At 56.6% G+C, this 16165-nt stretch carries 13 protein-coding genes; 4 read left to right on the forward strand and 9 right to left on the reverse strand.

Annotated elements, in window-relative coordinates:
• Positions 1 to 162: 162 nt before the first annotated feature.
• From DXK50_RS22965 to DXK50_RS22985, 5 genes are read right to left on the reverse strand one after another with little or no spacing between them, the layout of a single operon-like run.
• Entirely contained in the window at positions 163 to 435 is a 273-nt protein-coding gene (locus tag DXK50_RS22965) for a VirB3 family type IV secretion system protein (protein WP_003116617.1), read from the reverse strand.
• Entirely contained in the window at positions 432 to 773 is a 342-nt protein-coding gene (locus DXK50_RS22970; RefSeq protein ID WP_014596913.1) for a TrbC/VirB2 family type IV secretion system protein, read from the reverse strand. The genes DXK50_RS22965 and DXK50_RS22970 overlap by 4 nt, the downstream gene beginning before the upstream one ends.
• Positions 745 to 1713, reverse strand: a complete 969-nt coding sequence (trbB, locus tag DXK50_RS22975) for a P-type conjugative transfer ATPase TrbB (RefSeq protein WP_212631948.1) — start codon at positions 1711 to 1713, stop codon at positions 745 to 747. The genes DXK50_RS22970 and trbB overlap by 29 nt, the downstream gene beginning before the upstream one ends.
• Positions 1714 to 1772: 59 nt before the next feature.
• A complete protein-coding gene (locus DXK50_RS22980) occupies positions 1773 to 2207 on the reverse strand; it encodes a CopG family transcriptional regulator (protein WP_212631857.1) in 435 nt (144 codons plus the stop codon).
• The gene (locus DXK50_RS22985; protein ID WP_212631858.1) at positions 2204 to 4195 is read right to left on the reverse strand and encodes a conjugal transfer protein TraG; all 1992 of its coding nucleotides are present in this window, start codon (positions 4193 to 4195) and stop codon (positions 2204 to 2206) included. Before DXK50_RS22985 ends, DXK50_RS22980 begins: the two co-directional genes overlap by 4 nt.
• Positions 4196 to 4688: 493 nt before the next feature.
• On the opposite strand from DXK50_RS22985, the gene DXK50_RS22990 reads away from it, so the two are divergent.
• The 4 genes from DXK50_RS22990 to DXK50_RS23005 all read left to right on the forward strand — a co-directional run bounded on the left by DXK50_RS22990 (position 4689) and on the right by DXK50_RS23005 (position 10265).
• On the forward strand, positions 4689 to 5306 hold the full coding sequence (locus tag DXK50_RS22990; RefSeq protein ID WP_212631859.1) for a type II secretion system protein N: 618 nt from the start codon (positions 4689 to 4691) through the stop codon (positions 5304 to 5306).
• Positions 5307 to 5421: 115 nt separating this feature from the next.
• Positions 5422 to 7056 (forward strand): DUF6531 domain-containing protein, encoded by a 1635-nt coding sequence (locus DXK50_RS22995; protein ID WP_212631949.1) that lies wholly within the window; start codon positions 5422 to 5424, stop codon positions 7054 to 7056.
• Between the two features lie 17 nt (positions 7057 to 7073).
• Positions 7074 to 9884, forward strand: a complete 2811-nt coding sequence (locus tag DXK50_RS23000) for an RHS repeat domain-containing protein (protein ID WP_212631860.1) — start codon at positions 7074 to 7076, stop codon at positions 9882 to 9884.
• Positions 9885 to 9893: 9 nt separating this feature from the next.
• Positions 9894 to 10265: a hypothetical protein gene (locus DXK50_RS23005; RefSeq protein ID WP_212631861.1), complete on the forward strand. Its 372-nt coding sequence runs from the start codon at positions 9894 to 9896 to the stop codon at positions 10263 to 10265.
• A gap of 374 nt (positions 10266 to 10639) precedes the next feature.
• Here the strand turns inward: DXK50_RS23005 and DXK50_RS23010 are convergent, their stop codons facing one another.
• From DXK50_RS23010 to DXK50_RS23025, 4 genes are all read right to left on the reverse strand, one after another.
• A complete protein-coding gene (locus DXK50_RS23010) occupies positions 10640 to 11119 on the reverse strand; it encodes a Mov34/MPN/PAD-1 family protein (RefSeq protein WP_212631862.1) in 480 nt (159 codons plus the stop codon).
• Positions 11107 to 12729, reverse strand: a complete 1623-nt coding sequence (locus DXK50_RS23015) for a ThiF family adenylyltransferase (RefSeq protein ID WP_212631863.1) — start codon at positions 12727 to 12729, stop codon at positions 11107 to 11109. Before DXK50_RS23015 ends, DXK50_RS23010 begins: the two co-directional genes overlap by 13 nt.
• Before the next feature lie 27 nt (positions 12730 to 12756).
• Complete coding sequence (locus DXK50_RS23020) at positions 12757 to 13905, reverse strand: CBASS cGAMP synthase (RefSeq protein ID WP_212631864.1); 1149 nt, start codon at positions 13903 to 13905, stop codon at positions 12757 to 12759.
• 311 nt (positions 13906 to 14216) lie between these two features.
• Positions 14217 to 14867, reverse strand: a complete 651-nt coding sequence (locus DXK50_RS23025; protein ID WP_212631865.1) for a Cap15 family cyclic dinucleotide receptor domain-containing protein — start codon at positions 14865 to 14867, stop codon at positions 14217 to 14219.
• Positions 14868 to 16165: the final 1298 nt, after the last annotated feature.

Here is a 16165-nt window from a genome sequence, read left to right on the forward strand (position 1 = left end):
GTGGCGCTGTCCAGGTCTGGCCCGCGAAAGCGCAGGCTGCGTTGGAACGAACCGTCCTTGTTTAATATGACGCCGGGTGCGACCAGACCGGCCCAGGGTAGCCAGTCTGCGAGCTGGGCGGGGCGGCGCTGGTATTCGGTGAGGTTCAGCATGGCGGCCTCCTCACACATCCAGCAGCGACGGCTGCTTGATGTGCCGGGCAAACACCTGCAGAAACTGCGGGTCTAGACGGGCACCCCACACCGCCAGCGAGTGGCCTACCAACCAGAGCGCCAAGCCTGGCAACCACAGCTGCAGGCCCAGGCCTACCACTGCCGCAAGAGTGCCGTTGAGGATCGCAACGTTGCGCGGGGCTCCACCGAGCAGAATCGGCTCGGCCAGCGAGCGGTGCAGCGGCACCTCGAAACCGGGGATGAGTTCGCGCTCGCCGTTCATGCGATCACCGCCCCGCCGGCAAAGCTGAAGAAGCTGAGGAAGAACGATGACGCAGCGAAGGCAATCGACAGGCCGAAGACGATCTGAATCAGCTTGCGAAACCCGCCGCTGGTGTCGCCGAAGGCCAGCGTCAGGCCTGTGGTAATGATGATGATCACCGCGATGATGCGCGCCACCGGACCCTGTACCGAATCAAGGATCGATTGCAGTGGTCCTTCCCAGGGCATTCCGGAGCCAGCGGCGAGCACTGGCAGGGAGGCGCTCAAGCAGAGGGCGCCGAGCATCAAGGCGCCGACGAGGCGACGACGATTAGCAACGCGGGGATGGCAGGCAGTCATGACTGTTTTCCTGAGTCAGTGAAGGAATGAATGCGGGGGCGATGGAAGTGAGTTGATAGCCGCGCTCGTCATAGCCGGTGACGCGGGCGATCTGCTGGACATAGCGCGTGCGGCCACGTCCGGCGAGAAACACCAACAGGTTGACCGCCTCGGCGATCAGCGCCCGCGGCGCGGCCAGGGCGACCTCCAGGATCAGTTGCTCCAGGCGCAGCAGCGCCCCCTGCGCGGAACCGGCATGGATGGTGGCGATACCGCCGGGATGGCCGGTGCCCCAGGCCTTGATCAGATCCAGTGCCTCACCGCCGCGCACCTCGCCGACCACCACGCGGTCGGGGCGCAGACGCAGCGTGCTGCGCACCAGATCAGCCATGGAGACCACGCCGGGCTTGGTACGCAGGGCGACGTGATCGAGGGCCGGGCACTGCAGCTCGACCGTGTCCTCCAGCACCAGCACGCGGTCGCCGCTGCCGGTCACTTCGGCTAGCAGCGCATTGGCTAGAGTTGTCTTGCCGCTGCTGGTGCCGCCGGCCACCAGGATGTTCTGCCGTTCACGCACGGCCACGCGCAGGTGTTCTGCCTGCGCGGCGCTGAGAATGCCGTCGGCCACGTACTGCTGAAGCGGGATGACGCCGGCGGCGCGTTTGCGCAGAGCGAAGGTCGGCCCGGCCACCACTGGCGGCAGTAGACCCTCGAAGCGCTCGCCAGTCTCTGGCAGCTCGGCGCTCAGTAGCGGCTTGTTGCGATGTACCTCCTGGCCGACATGCGCTGCCACCAGGCGGATGATCCGTTCACCGTCGGCAGATGCCAGCGTGCCCAGATGGGCTCGGCCAGCGGACAGGCGATCCAGCCAGAGCACGCCATCGGGGTTGAGCATTACCTCGACCACGTCAGGGTCATCCAGGGCGGCAGCGATCAGTGGGCCCATCGCCGTGCGCAACATGCGCGTGCGTCGATCCAGGGACGTTGCCGCAGCGCTCAGCATTGGGGAGGAGGCGACAGTCATGGACGCTCTCCCGAGACCTGGGCCTCTGCCTGAACCTCTTCGTGTACGTCTCTGACCAGGCTGCGTCCGCGCTGCAGGTGGCGCCCCAGTTGTTCGACGAACTGGCTGAATCGCAGCTTGCCCTGCGCGCGTGCTACTTCTTGGTGAGCCTCGGGTACAGGCGTGCTCACCGTGAGGTAGTAGCGCACATAGAGCGCCACGGTCTCGATCAGGATGTGCTGGTCGCGCTCCAGGCGCTCGAACTGACGTGACAGCCGGTCCAGGCGCTTGGCCATGGCCACCTCGCGCTGCTCGCCGGACTCGGGCGACAGCCAGGAGGCCAACGCCGCAGCGATGATCGAGGACTTCGACACGCCCTTGGTGATCGCCAGTTCGTTCAGGCGCTTGGCGTGTTCGGGTTGGATAAACAGGTTGAGGCGGGCTCGGCTCATAGGGCTATTCCATCGTCAGGGTCGAGGGCGGCCAGCCGCGCCACGCGTTGCAGGCGCGGATCCGGCTGGGTGGGGAAGGGAGTGGGGATGTCGTCCTCGTCGAGCAGCAGCAGGTCGCTGGCCAGCTCTTCGTGATCTGGCAAGTGGGCGAGTTCCGCCAGCTCTGGCTGACGGCGCGGGCCGCCGTCCTCGAAGGTCTCGTCGTCGGTCAGCCCGGCCGGTGAAGCGTCGACGACCACAGGCACATCCAGGTCGCTCCAGTCGTCCGCGCGTGGTGCCGGTGCGTCGGCATACCGGCCCGGCTGCAAGTGCGGCGCCGGCAGAACCCGGCTCTGGAAGTTGGTGTCGGTGAAGTAGCGCAGCTTCTTCGCACGAATCGGCGCCAGGCCCGAGAGCATCACCACTGCTTCGTCGCTGGGCAGCTGCATCACCTCGCCAGGAGTCAGCAGCGGGCGGGCGGTTTCCTGGCGCGACACCATCAGATGGCCCAGCCAGGGCGCCAGACGGTGGCCGGCGTAGTTGCGCTGCGCGCGCAGTTCGGTGGCAGTGCCGAGGGTCTCAGAGATGCGCTTGGCGGTACGTTCGTCGTTGGTGGCGAAGGTCACCCGCACATGGCAGTTATCGAGGATCGAGTGGTTCTGGCCGTAGGCCTTGTCGATCTGGTTCAGTGATTGCGAGATCAGGAAGGCGCGCAGCCCATAACCGGCCATGAAGGCCAGGGCCGTCTCGAAGAAATCCAGCCGCCCTAGCGCCGGAAATTCGTCGAGCATCAGCAGCAGCTTGTGCCGGCGCTCGATGCCGTCAGAACCGTCGAGCGACTCGGTCAGGCGCCGGCCGATCTGATTGAGGATCAGGCGGATCAGTGGCTTGGTGCGGCTGATATCCGAGGGCGGCACCACCAGGTATAGCGACACCGGATGCTCGGCCGAGATCAGGTCGGCGATGCGCCAGTCGCAGCGCGAGGTGACCTCGGCCACTGTCGGGTCGCGATACAGGCCGAGGAAGGACATGGCCGTGGACAGCACGCCCGAGCGCTCGTTGTCGCTCTTGTTCAGCACCTCCCGCGCGGCCGAGGCCACCACCGGATGGGGCGCATCGCCCAGGTGCGGCGTGGTCATCATCCGGTGCAGCGTCAGCTCGAAGGTGCAGGCCGGATCGGAGAGGAAGTTGGCAACGCCGCGCAGGGTCTTGTCTTTACCGGCGTAGAGCACGTGCAAAATGGCACCGACAAGCAGCGCGTGGCTGGTCTTCTCCCAGTGGTTTCGCCGCTCCAGCGCGCCCTCCGGGTCGACCAGGATATCGGCGATGTTCTGCACGTCGCGCACCTCGTGGGCGCCGCGACGTACTTCCAGCAGCGGGTTGTAGGCAGCCGAGGCCAGGTCGGTGGGGTTGAACAGCAGGCAGTGGGAGAAACGCGAGCGCCATCCCGCGGTCAGGCTCCAGTTCTCGCCCTTGATGTCGTGGATCACCGCCGAGGCCGGCCAGGAGAGGAGGGTAGGCACAACCAGGCCGACACCCTTGCCCGAGCGCGTCGGCGCGAAGGTCAGCACATGCTCGGGACCTTCGTGGCGCAGATACTGATCATCGAATTGGCCGAGGAATACACCCGCGGGCTGGGTCAGGCCGGCCTTGAGTACTTCATCGGCATCGGCCCAGCGCGCCGAGCCATAGGTCGTGACCCGCCGTGCCTGGCGCGCCCGCCAGATCGCCATGCCGATGGCCACCACCAATGCCAGCAGGCTGCTACAAGCGGCGATGCTGCCGCCGACATTGAAGACGTCCGGCGCATAGGCATCGAAGACGAACCACCACTCGAACAGACGCCAGGGGTGATACACCGGTGTGCCCAGAAACTCGAACCAGGGCGCCCCCAGGCGCGCCTGGTAGCCGAGCGCGGCCGCCGTCCACTGGGTAGCCCCCCACACCCCGGACAGGGTAATGGCCAACACCACCAGCACCTGGCCGTAAAGCACCGTTGTCGCATGCATCCTTGACCCCAACCTTCCAAGCAATACGCACGGCACGCCAATGTGCCGTGGGCGAGAGGTTCGGTACTGGGGGAGGAGGGGTCAAAGACCGTTTTGTCGAGGACTAAGAAGGTTGGGACAACACAGTTGACTGTGGCGGTTGGCGGATAAGCTAAGCAGGGCGTGGGGCAGATGGCCGGTAGAGGGCCAGCCGCAGGAATCGGCCGTTACTGTTTAGAAAGTTTGCTTTTGGCTGTGGGCGCTGGAACGTACGCGGCTGACATCGAAATCTGAGGTTCAGTGAAATGCAAAAAAGCAGGCGGAGTGAGGGCTCCACTCAAGTGCTTCTGGTTAACATCGACTGTTTTCAACAGACGCGGCCGTTCCGGCTCAAGCCGGGCGCGTAACCCAGGCTCAGGCATTCCAGCGGTACGAGTGCCGGCATCAGGACTGAGGGTTCTGGGAGCTTTTGGTAGGAAAGTGTCTTGCTGAGCACTACAATCACACCGAGTAAATGGAATTGCGGCTGACATACATGCAGGATTATGCCCTACGCCTTTGGAGCCATCGCTTCACGTTCCCCGCAGTGCTTGTGCTGATAGGGGGGATACTGTTAGTGGACATGGCACAGCAAGTTTTGGCGTGGAAAGAACTTCTCGCGGAGCCCTCGCTAGCATCAGCCCCCACAGTGCCAGATAGAACCCAAATCGACTTAAAGCAAGTTGAAATGCTGTTTGGTGTTACGGTACCGACCCGCCCACAACCGCAGAAAACCAGCCTTCCTTTGACTCTATTGGGTAGCTTTGTGAGCGCCCAGGCAAAGCATTCTGCTGCTGTCATCCAAGTATCAGGAAAGATGGCTAAGCGGGTAGCAGTAGGCCAAGAAGTAACTGCTGGGGTACGTCTAGAAGCGGTCTTTGCAGACCATATTGTGCTGATACGCTCAGGTATTCCCGAGCATTTGTTCTTCCCGCGAGGTATGGCGGAGCAGAGCAGAGAAAAGCGTAGTGGTTACCCGAGCTTCAACGCAGCTCAATTGCGTAAACTCCCTACGCAACCACCGAGCCGGGTTGCAGCGCAAAGACTTGAAGGGTTGCTGCAAGGATTAACTCGCTCCGAAGGTGTTCAGTAATCTCGATGTCTACCCCCTGCTATCAATTTGTGGAGTTGTACGCAAAAGTCCTCTGGCGGGATTCATAGTCTAGGTCTACGCTGAGGCCACCTTTCTCCACGGTAGGATCTCGGACATGGATCGTTCCTCTCGCGGGCTCAGTCTCGCCCTCGCTTTAACAGCCAGCGTGTTCTATCAACAGACAAGCTTGGCTGCGGCTAGCTGCACAACAGGTGGTATCAGCTATTTCGGGCTTGAGGCCTATGCAGCTCCACAGACTCCGAACGGTGCAGGTCAATACCTATACCAACTAGCCAACCTGCAGTGTTCAGGAGGCAAGGTCATTAAGTGGCTAGAGTCCAGCGCGTGGTATACCCCTGACCAGATGCTTGAAACCATTAGGTCTGCCAATGCAAATATGAAGCGCGCGTTTCCAAACACCTGCAAAACGCATGTCGTATTGCTTCATGACAATTTCACAGGGTCTGTTGATGGCGTTGCCGCGACCCAGTTCTCCGTGGGCAAGCAAACACATTACGATGTATTCGCAGGCCCGGTTTTCTATGATCGACCAACTACCAAGCTGACATGTCCAGAAACACCCGGCCTAGGTAATCCTGACCTTCCGGGCACCTGCCCCGCCCAGTCCGCAGAGTCCGGTGTCCCTAGCATGGGAATTGCGGATCCTGTCAACGTTTCCAATGGCAACAGTTATCAGGTCGAGATCGACTACCCCGGCCAACCGGGTACCTGGATGCACTTTGCCCGCTACTACAACAGCCGAACCGCAAACTGGACCAACACCTACTCGGCCAAACTCAAGATCGCCACGACAGAAATCATGCTGGTCAACATGGACGGTCGTGAGAGTCTATTTACCGTCTCCGGCGGCGTGGCCACTGCCTCGCCCCGAGAGTTGGGGCGCCTAGAGCAAACAGCCTCGGGCTGGCGCTATGACAACACCTACAGCGAACATCTGCACTTTGATAGCCAAGGCAGGCTGACGCGCATCGACCGTGCCAATGGCACATATGAGACCCTTGTCTACGGTACCAACAACATCGTGGTTACCGACTCGCTCGGCCGAACCATGACGCTTACCTTTAACACTGCCAAACGCTTGACTGGCCTGACAGCGGGCTCATTGCAGGTGGCTTACACCTACAGTACAGCCGGTCGTGTGACCAAGGCCACTCGCACTCAGGGCGGGCAGAGCAAGGCACGTACCTACCACTACGAGGATGCTAACGAAGGCGGCTTGCTGACTGGCATCACCGATGAACGCAACATCCGCTACGTAACCTGGGCCTATGACATCAAGGGGCGTGTTATCCGCAATGAGCTGAACGGTGTGCAGAACAAGTATCTGTTCGCCTACAACGCCAACGGTTCGACCACTGTCACCAATCCCTTGGGCAAGCAGGCCACCTATACCTTCCAAACTGTCGCTGGCGCCAAGCGCATCACCTCATTGGCGGGAGCCGTCTCGGCTAACTGCCCAGCCAGCAACTCAACCTTTACCTACAACGCTAGAGGGCTGATTGCTACGCGTAGCGACAACAAAGGGCACATCACCACTTACGACTACGACAGTCGTGGCTTGGAAATATCCCGCACAGAAGCTTCCGGCACCCCGCAGGCTCGCACCATCACCACTGAGTGGCACCCAACGCTCTACAAACCAGTGACGATAACTGAGCCGGATCGTGTTCTGAACTTTGAATACGACAGCCAAGGAAACCTGCTCAGTCAAACCATCACCGCGCTTTGATCAGAAGGAACTGACACATGAACATCATGCATCGCGCAAGCCTGCTCAGTTTGGCATTGGCTGCAGCTCTTGGTTTGCCGTCCGCTCATGCGGCCGAGCGCAGTTGGAGCTACACCTACAACAGTCAGGGTCTAGTGGAGACCGCCAATGGTCCGCGCACAGATGTCGGCGACGTCACCACTTATGCCTACGATGCCCAGGGTCGTCTGACCCAGGTAACCAATGCCCTTGGCCACATCACCCAGCTGTCCAACTTCGATAGTTTTGGTAACCCACAGACCGTGGTCGACGCCAACAACGTCACCACCAGCCTCACCTACACCCCGCAGGGCTGGCTTGCCTCGGTCACAACGGCCGGCAGCACCACCAGCTTCGAGCAGGACGCCATTGGCCAGATCACCAAAGTCACCCGCGGTGACGGAAGCTGGCTACAGTACACGTGGAGCGGTGCCCGGCGCCTGACCAAGATCACCAACAACCTGGGCGAGTCGGTCGAGTACGACTACGACCCGATGGGCAACCGCACCGCCCAGCGACTCAAGGATGCCTCGGCCACCCTGACACAGCAGCAGACCTGGGTCTACGATGAGCTTGGCCGCCTGCTGCGCGCGATCGGTGCGCAGAACCAGATCCAGCAGTACGGTTACGACCTCAACGACAACCCTACGCTCAGCACTACACCCAAGCAGCACAGCACCAACAGCAGCTATGACGCGCTCAATCGCCTAGTCTCCAGCACCGATCCGCTCAATGGTGTTACTGCCCTGGCTTACGACGGCCAGGACAACGTGACCCGAGTCACTGATCCGCGCGGCGTAGTCACTCAATACCAGTACGACGGTCTGGGCAACTTGACCCAACTGATCAGCAAGGACAGCGGCACTACTACCTACACCCACGATGCTGCCGGCAATGTGATCAGCAAGACCGACGCCCGCGGCGTGGTCACCACCTACAGCTACGACGCACTGAACCGGCTGACCGGCAAGCAGTACCCGGCTGCCCCGGCGCTCAATGTGCAGTACCACTACGACATGACCGCCGGCGGCAATCATGGCATCGGTCGCCTGACCGCCGTGCAGGATGCCAGCGGCGTGCTCGGCTACCACTACGATGCCCGCGGCAACCTGGTGGAGCAGATCCGTTCGGTGGACGTTGCCGGCACCGACCGTTATGACACCCTGCAGTACACCTACGACAACGCCAATCAACTGACGAGCATTGGCTATCCCGCAGGTTTTGCCGTGGGGTACCAGCGCAACAGCGCGGGGCAGGTCAGCGAGGTGGACATCACTATCGAAGGCCAAACCCCAGCGGCCTTTGCCACGGGCCTGAGCTACCTGCCTTTCGGTCCGCTGAAGAGCCTGACCTGGGCCAATGGCCTGAGCCTTTCGCGCGCCTATGACCAGGACTACCGTCTCACTCAGCAGAGCGTTGGACCGTGGCAAGCCACTTACGGCTACGACGCCAACAGCAATATTGAGAGTCTGCAAAGCGGCCTGTTCGGCGACCTGCAGTACCAGTACGATGAACTGGATCGGCTGACCCAGGAAGAGCAAGCAACCCTGCGCCAGGAATATGGCTACGACGCCGTCGGCAACCGTATCAACAAGAGCGTCGCCACCCTGGACAACGGCCAGGTGCAGAACAGCTCCACGACCACCCTCAGCTATGCCAGCGACAGCAACCGCCTGACCCAGATCGATGGCGTGCCCGTGACCAGCGATGCCGCTGGCAACCTGACCCAGGATCGCGCCCATCGCGAGCTGATCTACGACGCTCAGGGGCGCATGAGCCAGGTTAAGATCAGTGGCAGTGTCGTTGCCGAGTATCGCTACAACGCCCTCGGCCAGCGCACCCACAAGCTTACCGACAGCGCCACCACCACCTTCCTCTACGGTCCGGACGGCCAGCTGCTGGGTGAGAACCGCTACGGGAGCAGCGGCACACTGCTCAGCAGCCAGTATTACCTCTGGCTGGACAGCATGCCGATCGGTGGTATCACCCTTAACTTCGATGCTGCGGGAGCTGTGACCAGCAGCACCGCCTTCTACCTACATGCCGACCATCTAAACACCCCGCGCCTGGCCACCAACCAGGCCGGACAGGAGATCTGGCGCTGGAGGTCCGATGCCTTTGGTAACGGCGCGGCGACCAACGCGCCGAATAGCGGCCTGGACGCCATCAACCTGCGCTTCCCGGGGCAGTACTACGACTTCGAGAGTGGGCTGTATTACAACTACTTCCGCGATTACGACCCGGAGACCGGGCGCTATGTGGAGAGCGATCCGATTGGATTGGTGGGGGGGCTCAATACTTACGGATATGTCTACCAGAATCCGCTGGCCTATTCAGATATGTATGGACTGGAAGCAAACCCTATGTGTGTTGCTGCATGTAGTGCGGCTGGTGCTGTGGCTGGAAGCTATCTAGGAACTGGCGTTGGCGGTGCTCTAGGAGGCTTCTTGGGAGGACTCGGCGGTAGCGTTGTACCTGTGGGAGGGACAATTGCAGGAGGTATGTCGGGTGGCGCAGCCGGTGCGCTTGCAGGAGGGCGGCTCGGTACCATAGGTGGTGGTCTGGCTGGGGGAGCACTGGGGCAGGCATTTTGTCCAGACGATAAAAATAATTGCACCATGGCTTCCGCCTTTCAAATTGCAAGTGCCGGGATAACGGATGCTCATGAATTTAAAGAAGACTATGTTGGGGGCAGTATCTCTAGGTATGACATTTGCGCCTGTGATGACGGATCAATAAAAATCGCAGGTAGAGGGCAATGCTCAAAATCTGGCGCACCCATGATAGATACATGGGCCAGGTGGAAATAGGGATTGAATATGAATACTAGACTTTACATATATGCATCAGGTATCGAAAGCAGCATTCTAGCCATGTCCAAAAAAATAAATTGGCCCGAGTCTTCCATCCGACACTCCTCTATTGACACCAACAGATGGACATGGAGAACAAAGCATGAACAGTGTGGAAATTTCCCAGAAGAAGACTTGCTGATCTTTTTGAGAAAGCATAAGGAGAAGCTTATAAAATTAAGCAACTGCCGCCCCTCCCTCCAAGAGCTAAGTGTGATGATAGTTAGCGAGGCTACTCCAGAAGACCCACATCGCGGTTATTCAATTACATCCGAGCTAATTGCTGCACTGCATCAGCTCAATCTATCATTAGAAATTGATGTGGTTCCTGGCCTATAACACTCAGCGAGACCAATAAAGGCGCTGTTGTTTACTAGCAAGCAATAGCGCCATCTCCGTGATCCTCCAGCTTTCCATGCAATTTCAGGTCAGCTCCAGCTGTATCAATTTCACCAGCAGGGTATTCAGACTTTTTCGGTTCAGGGCGCCAGGTTAAGCCGGCACAGCGTTCAAGTTGGTGCAGCGCCTACACATGTGGGGGCCAGAGGGTTTAATATGGCCTGCTGTTCTGTATTGACACCTCGGGCCGGAAAAGGTTGAACGCGCTGCTGCTAACCTAACATCACTACTTGGACGTGCTCGAGCCCCATTCACCTACACCTGACCCGCCACCTCTGGCGAAGCTTTCCGCCATTAGAAGGGTATGAAAGTGGCTAGCTAGACAAACTCTTTAACAGAGTACGACAGCCATTCGCAAACATAAGCTCAACGTGCAACCCTTTGCGTCCCACGATCATGGCAAGCACGGGACGCTGATCAATCCGATCCGCAGCAAGTTTTCTCCATTCATGAAGATCCGTTCCAGATGGGCTGGGGTAATCCTCGGGATGGGTATGCCACTCCCCCAAATATCGAATTTCGCCCTTGCTGTGTCGCCAACGCTGAAATGCGATTCGTCGGTGACCGTGGGGGGAGCGCTCGAATAGATAACGGAGCCGCTTATCGAACCGTGAGGGTTTAGTGGCCTCAATGATCTCAAGGTGCGGCCCCCTCACTTTCCCCAAAAGTATCCCTCCAGATTCTGGGTCTGACTCTCGCGCTTGAATAAACCTGAGGACATCCCCCAAGACGCTTGAGTGTATGTACACCAGATGCTTTCGGTCATCGGTTGCCCAATCGGTTAACTGCAACATGCTGGGCAATTCTCTTTTGTGATTGGTGAGCAGTCATCCGATGCAGGAGAAAATCCTGGGGCTATAACCCGAGTTCTCAGGGAGGGCAGGCTATTGGATCCAACTAAGTCCAAAGCGGCTTCGACTGCTAAACAAGCTGCCTGAACAGAAACCGTTGCAGGAAACGGCACGTAGAGCCCCTCACAACCATGTCCCGCAAACACCTCTCCTAAATTCTCTTCCACAGAGCAGAATTGGCCATCTTTACCATAGTCGCACAGGCATCTGAAGCAGCCTCCTTGGCCGGGGCGCTTCAACAACGACCTAATCGCGACTCCACGGCCCTCGATCCAAACACTGAGAATTGGAAGTTTTTTATGGTACTTTTCGGCGATCCAATATCCTAAAGACTCGTCACCAGTTGCATCGATAAGCAGATCAAGTTCTGGCAGGCTCACGTCACGCACATCTCGCGCAATACCTTCGATCTCTGCAGAGGGCATCACTCGCTTTAGCTCGCTCTCAAGAGCATATGCCTTGAATTGGTTTAGCTGACCAAACCCTAAGCGATGGCGGCCCAAGTTATTTGCACCCAAGGTGTCGGGATCAATGATAGTCAACTTGCCACCGGAAACACCGGCGCCTGCTTTTACAAGCAGTTCTGAAAGATAACCGCCAATTGTGCCGCATCCAACCATGGCGATCTTCATGCCCGTGAGATTGCGAACGCCTGGCATGTTGCGCTCCGTAAGATATTTATCGTCAACTCTCTCAATCGAAACTTGAATGAGCTTTAATGGATAGAGATGCTCGTAGCTAGCAGAATGCCTCTTGAGTGACTTGCGCATCTCTATTGGAGGCAGTTCCACCATAAATCCGTATTTGTAGACAGGCGAAGCAATCACTATCAAGCAACCGAGATAGGCTGACCGGTACCCCGACTGCACCTGAGACAATATCTTTCGAGGAATATTCTTGTCTAAACTACGCTGCCAATAGATCAGTTCACCTAGGTTCTTGGGCGGCCAGCTTTCTTGTGAAGGTCGAGGTTTCGCGCACGTAGAGATCAAGACTACACAAGCATTCACCTCATAAAATTCGCCGCCCAATACTGATAGCTTCTTGGAGGTTCGCGCAAGATTGTCCGTGAGGAAGTAATCGTTATAAGCCCCCTCTCTGTATTTGTGCGTATAGACTTGAAGCACACCTGTTTCGGCGCTCTCTACATCAATGAAACAGAACCACTCTCCCCAGTATGCGAAGAACTCCTCCGCGAGATCATCCTGCATTTTATTTTGTAAAATTGCGTCGAGAACTTGCTCAGCCCGTTTTATTAGCGCAAGGTTCTGTCGAACGGGATCGTGAATATCGAAGACGTATGTCCCTTTCGCGGCATAGCACAGTTCACCACTAGCTCCGATATGAGGAGCCACTGGACGAAGCTTTTTGGGAAGGTCTGTTAGAAGAATTCGAGGGGGAGTGCGAAACTCTCGGTCAATTCCTAGTATGCAGCTTATTGGGCCATCGGCTGTTCTGAGAGCTCCACTCAATAAAAGTGCGCCCCCGATCGTTTGCTTCGGAAAGCGTTTAAAGCCCAGTGCCTGCAGTTGGAAAAGGAGCTCCGGGATCACCTCGGCATCATCCCTAACCATGAGGCGCTAACCTGCCTTCGTAGTCTTAACCAGCTCATGCGGCCCAGGTTCCGCAGGAGTAGCCTGCACGATCTCAGACACCGAGACGGCAATCACCAAATCCGCCCGATTCGGAAATCGGGTTCCGAACACATGGCGCATCCAATTGCAGGCTGTTTGTTTATCCGAAGCGTTGATTGCCCCGTCAAGATAGTTAAAGAACGCCTCAAATTGCACTGCAGCATCCTCCAACTCGTCAGGAGTAAGGCTATCTGTGAGATAGACCTCGGCGTCGATAGGGCTGCGTACCCCTTCGCGAAACGCGGCAGGAATTTGCCTCACAACATCTCTTAATGCCTGGTCATCGCGAGCTCTACGCTGCTCAAAAACCGATACTGCAGCCGCCATCAGAAGGATGGAGCTAGGGCCACCTTTACTCCAGGTTTTGTCGCGGAAAGCCTTCAAGTAGCGCACAACCCTGCGCAACTGAGGCCCGTGATCTTCCACTGCCTGGACAAACCACTCTTTCATCGCACGAGGATCAGACTTGATCCAGTCGTCCTCCCGGTGCGCTAAGAGCACATGATCGGTCGGCAGCGCCGTCCAACGGTCTTTTGCTGAGTCCATTGCATAGGTCAGCGCAGCATATCCCCTGGCCTCCATGCTTTCCTTGAGGAGAAGAAAATCCTCATCAGGAATCGCGTACAACGGAATGTCGATATGCGCGAAATCCGAAATCTCGATGCGAATGCATGTCGGTTTTTGAGACATCCTCCAGACTTTCTTTTCTTTCACCAGCGGGGCTAGTGCCGCCTCTGTGGCTTCGAAGAACAGAGCACTGGCCACGCTAGGCTTTTGGTGCTCCTTCATGATGCTCATCGGAAGATAGACGCCATCGTCCAAATCGGATTGCTGGGGGGGTGTCGTGTGGGGGCGGTTCAGAGTTTTGTAAGCCCAAGACCCCTGGATGTAGAACTTGGGCTCAATCTTCAAATCACTCAGGCCGTGATCATGCAAGACCTTAGAAAGACACTCCTTCAAGCTAGCTCGAAGCGTCGTTCGGATCTCGTTTTTAGCCTGATTAATGTATTCCTTCTCGTGCGGGAGGAGGTCGAGTTCAGCTAGGAAACTGGGGTTGTCCAAGGTGTTGTAGAACAGAGCACTCAGATTCAGCATGTAGCCTCCCCCGCATTCGTGCAGGACGAAATCAGCCAAAGGTTCGACAACGGATGATGTTCCTTTGCCGTTGCGCCATCATTATGACACGCCACTGCATGTAGATCAAACAACCAAATCCAAACACTACATATGGTGTTTTGAGAGAATTCCGAAATAGATCGGAGCGGCAATCCCAGAAGGCTGAGCATGGGTCAGGGCCGCATGATGGAAGTGGAGATTCAACTGAGAGGGAGCTACAGGCTATCGAAATGACCTGTAGCCCATGTAGCAAGGGAAAAAGCTAACGGGGGGGCGAAATGGCTTTTGTTTCAAGTTTTTTTCGCTCGACGATAAGTAATCCGACCCGCTGTATTCATCCCCTCAGTCCACTTTCGATCTGTCCAGTACGTGCCGGTCATTGTCAGACCATTTACATCATCCTCGGAAATAGTCACTCGGGCTGCACCGTTATGAATTGGAGAATCAGTAGTCTCGGGAATTGGAGTATGGTTTTCGTAGATGTAGTTAAGCTTGATGGTTGAATCATAGGGATCTCGATTAACCGAAACGCAAACGGTCTTAGAGCCTGAGTATCGGCTGTTAGCATCAAAGCCAATATGGATAAACAGAAGCCTCGACTTAATCTTTACCTTCCCCTTAACAGGAGAAGTCACCTTGCCATCTACTACCCCCTTCATTTCCTTTATTTTATCCCAATTTGAATCAAGGGTTACCTCCCACTCTCCGTCAATTGGCGGAAAGTAACCTCGGATAATTGGCAGCCTGCAAAATATTGGAAACAGCGGCGACTGGCCAAGCGCCAGAAAAATTAATGCAGCAATAGTAACTGATGAGGAAATTTTCCTAATCAATTCTCCAGCCGACAGACCGCTATCCATACTAATTAAAGTCAAAAGCACTGCCGCAACAAGTGCACCAAAAGCCTTTAGCATTCCCACGATGCCTACGGACTGATACATTCTCTATCCTCTTGAGTGTCGAATAAAACCCACAGCATTTAAATATGGTTGTGCATAGGGGGGTCGCCGCTGAAATGGTTGGCCAGGCCTCATCCAAAGAGACTCAAGTGACACGTCTTTGAAAAAAGAAGATCGGATTAAGGAACCTGAGCACGTACAAAAAGAGCTCCTTGATCTGGCATGATTGCCTCAGATTACTTGCAGAAGGCTGGGGGGCCAACCTACGACGCCGCTGGCTAGGATTCCTATTGCGCATTGCTTCTATGAGGCGCTCGGCAGCTTCAGCCAGGACTGCAGGGTCTGCTGACCGGATAGCATTCATCAGCTCCTTGCGCCTGCAAGCTTTGCCCTCAACGATCTCGTCAAAGCTGCTATCTGACTGGCGGCACCTGTTCATCTGGGCTGTCTCGTGAACTGGGGGAGCTAGAGCGTATCATGCAGAGCGACTGGGCAAGAACTCTCCCGGATACGCTTATTTTGCAGCTAGTTATTCTGGAGCAGTAGCTTTGCCGCTATTACCTACAGTGCCCTAGTTCTGGAATTTCACCTACCTACCGAGAGGAGCTTCTGCGTCCCCTGAGAATATTGCTGTAAGCATCCTTCCGACTTGGCTCCCTTGATGAGATTTGTTCAATAATGCCGACAGTATATTGAAGATCTACTCGGCTATTTTTGATCATGAATTCAAGGCCCAGGTCACCCCTAGAGCTCTTGCAGTACACACTAATAAATAATTGGTAAACCTGTCGATATATCTCGGCGGCGACCCCTTGAAACTCTCTTAAATGACTTATCTCCACAAAGAAGTCGGTGAGCAACTCCCTCAAGCGATAGGCTGTTATGTAATTTCCTTGAACCTCCTGGGCCCTAATTAATATTAGCAGCGCGGCTAGCTCATCAAGCCCTCGTCTATCTATGATGCGAAGAAACTTAGAATCTGACCTCATCCATCGACTGCCCGTTGAAAATTCTTTTAGCGTAATTTCTTGGTCTTGCTCATTATATTCAATGATATATCTGTGAAGGCCCGGATCAAGCTTTTGGGAAAGCCTGATCAGGTCGTCCGCCATGACTATTGGCTTTGAAATTAACTCCCAGACAGAGTGAGTTAAAATTCTACCCGTTCCAGGTAGCGCGCAATTTATCTCGGAGACAAGCTTTTCATTTTTTATATTGGCGCCATTCCAATATCTAAATAAGTCACTGCGATATCTAGAAAAGGAATCAGATCTCGAGGTTTTTAGTCGCCTATCAAGAGCTGCTGGGATTTGAGCTACTCGCTTTACTTCGAGGCGCTG

The organism is Pseudomonas sp. KB-10 (assembly GCF_018221585.1).
GTDB classification, from domain to species: domain Bacteria; phylum Pseudomonadota; class Gammaproteobacteria; order Pseudomonadales; family Pseudomonadaceae; genus Aquipseudomonas; species Aquipseudomonas yangonensis.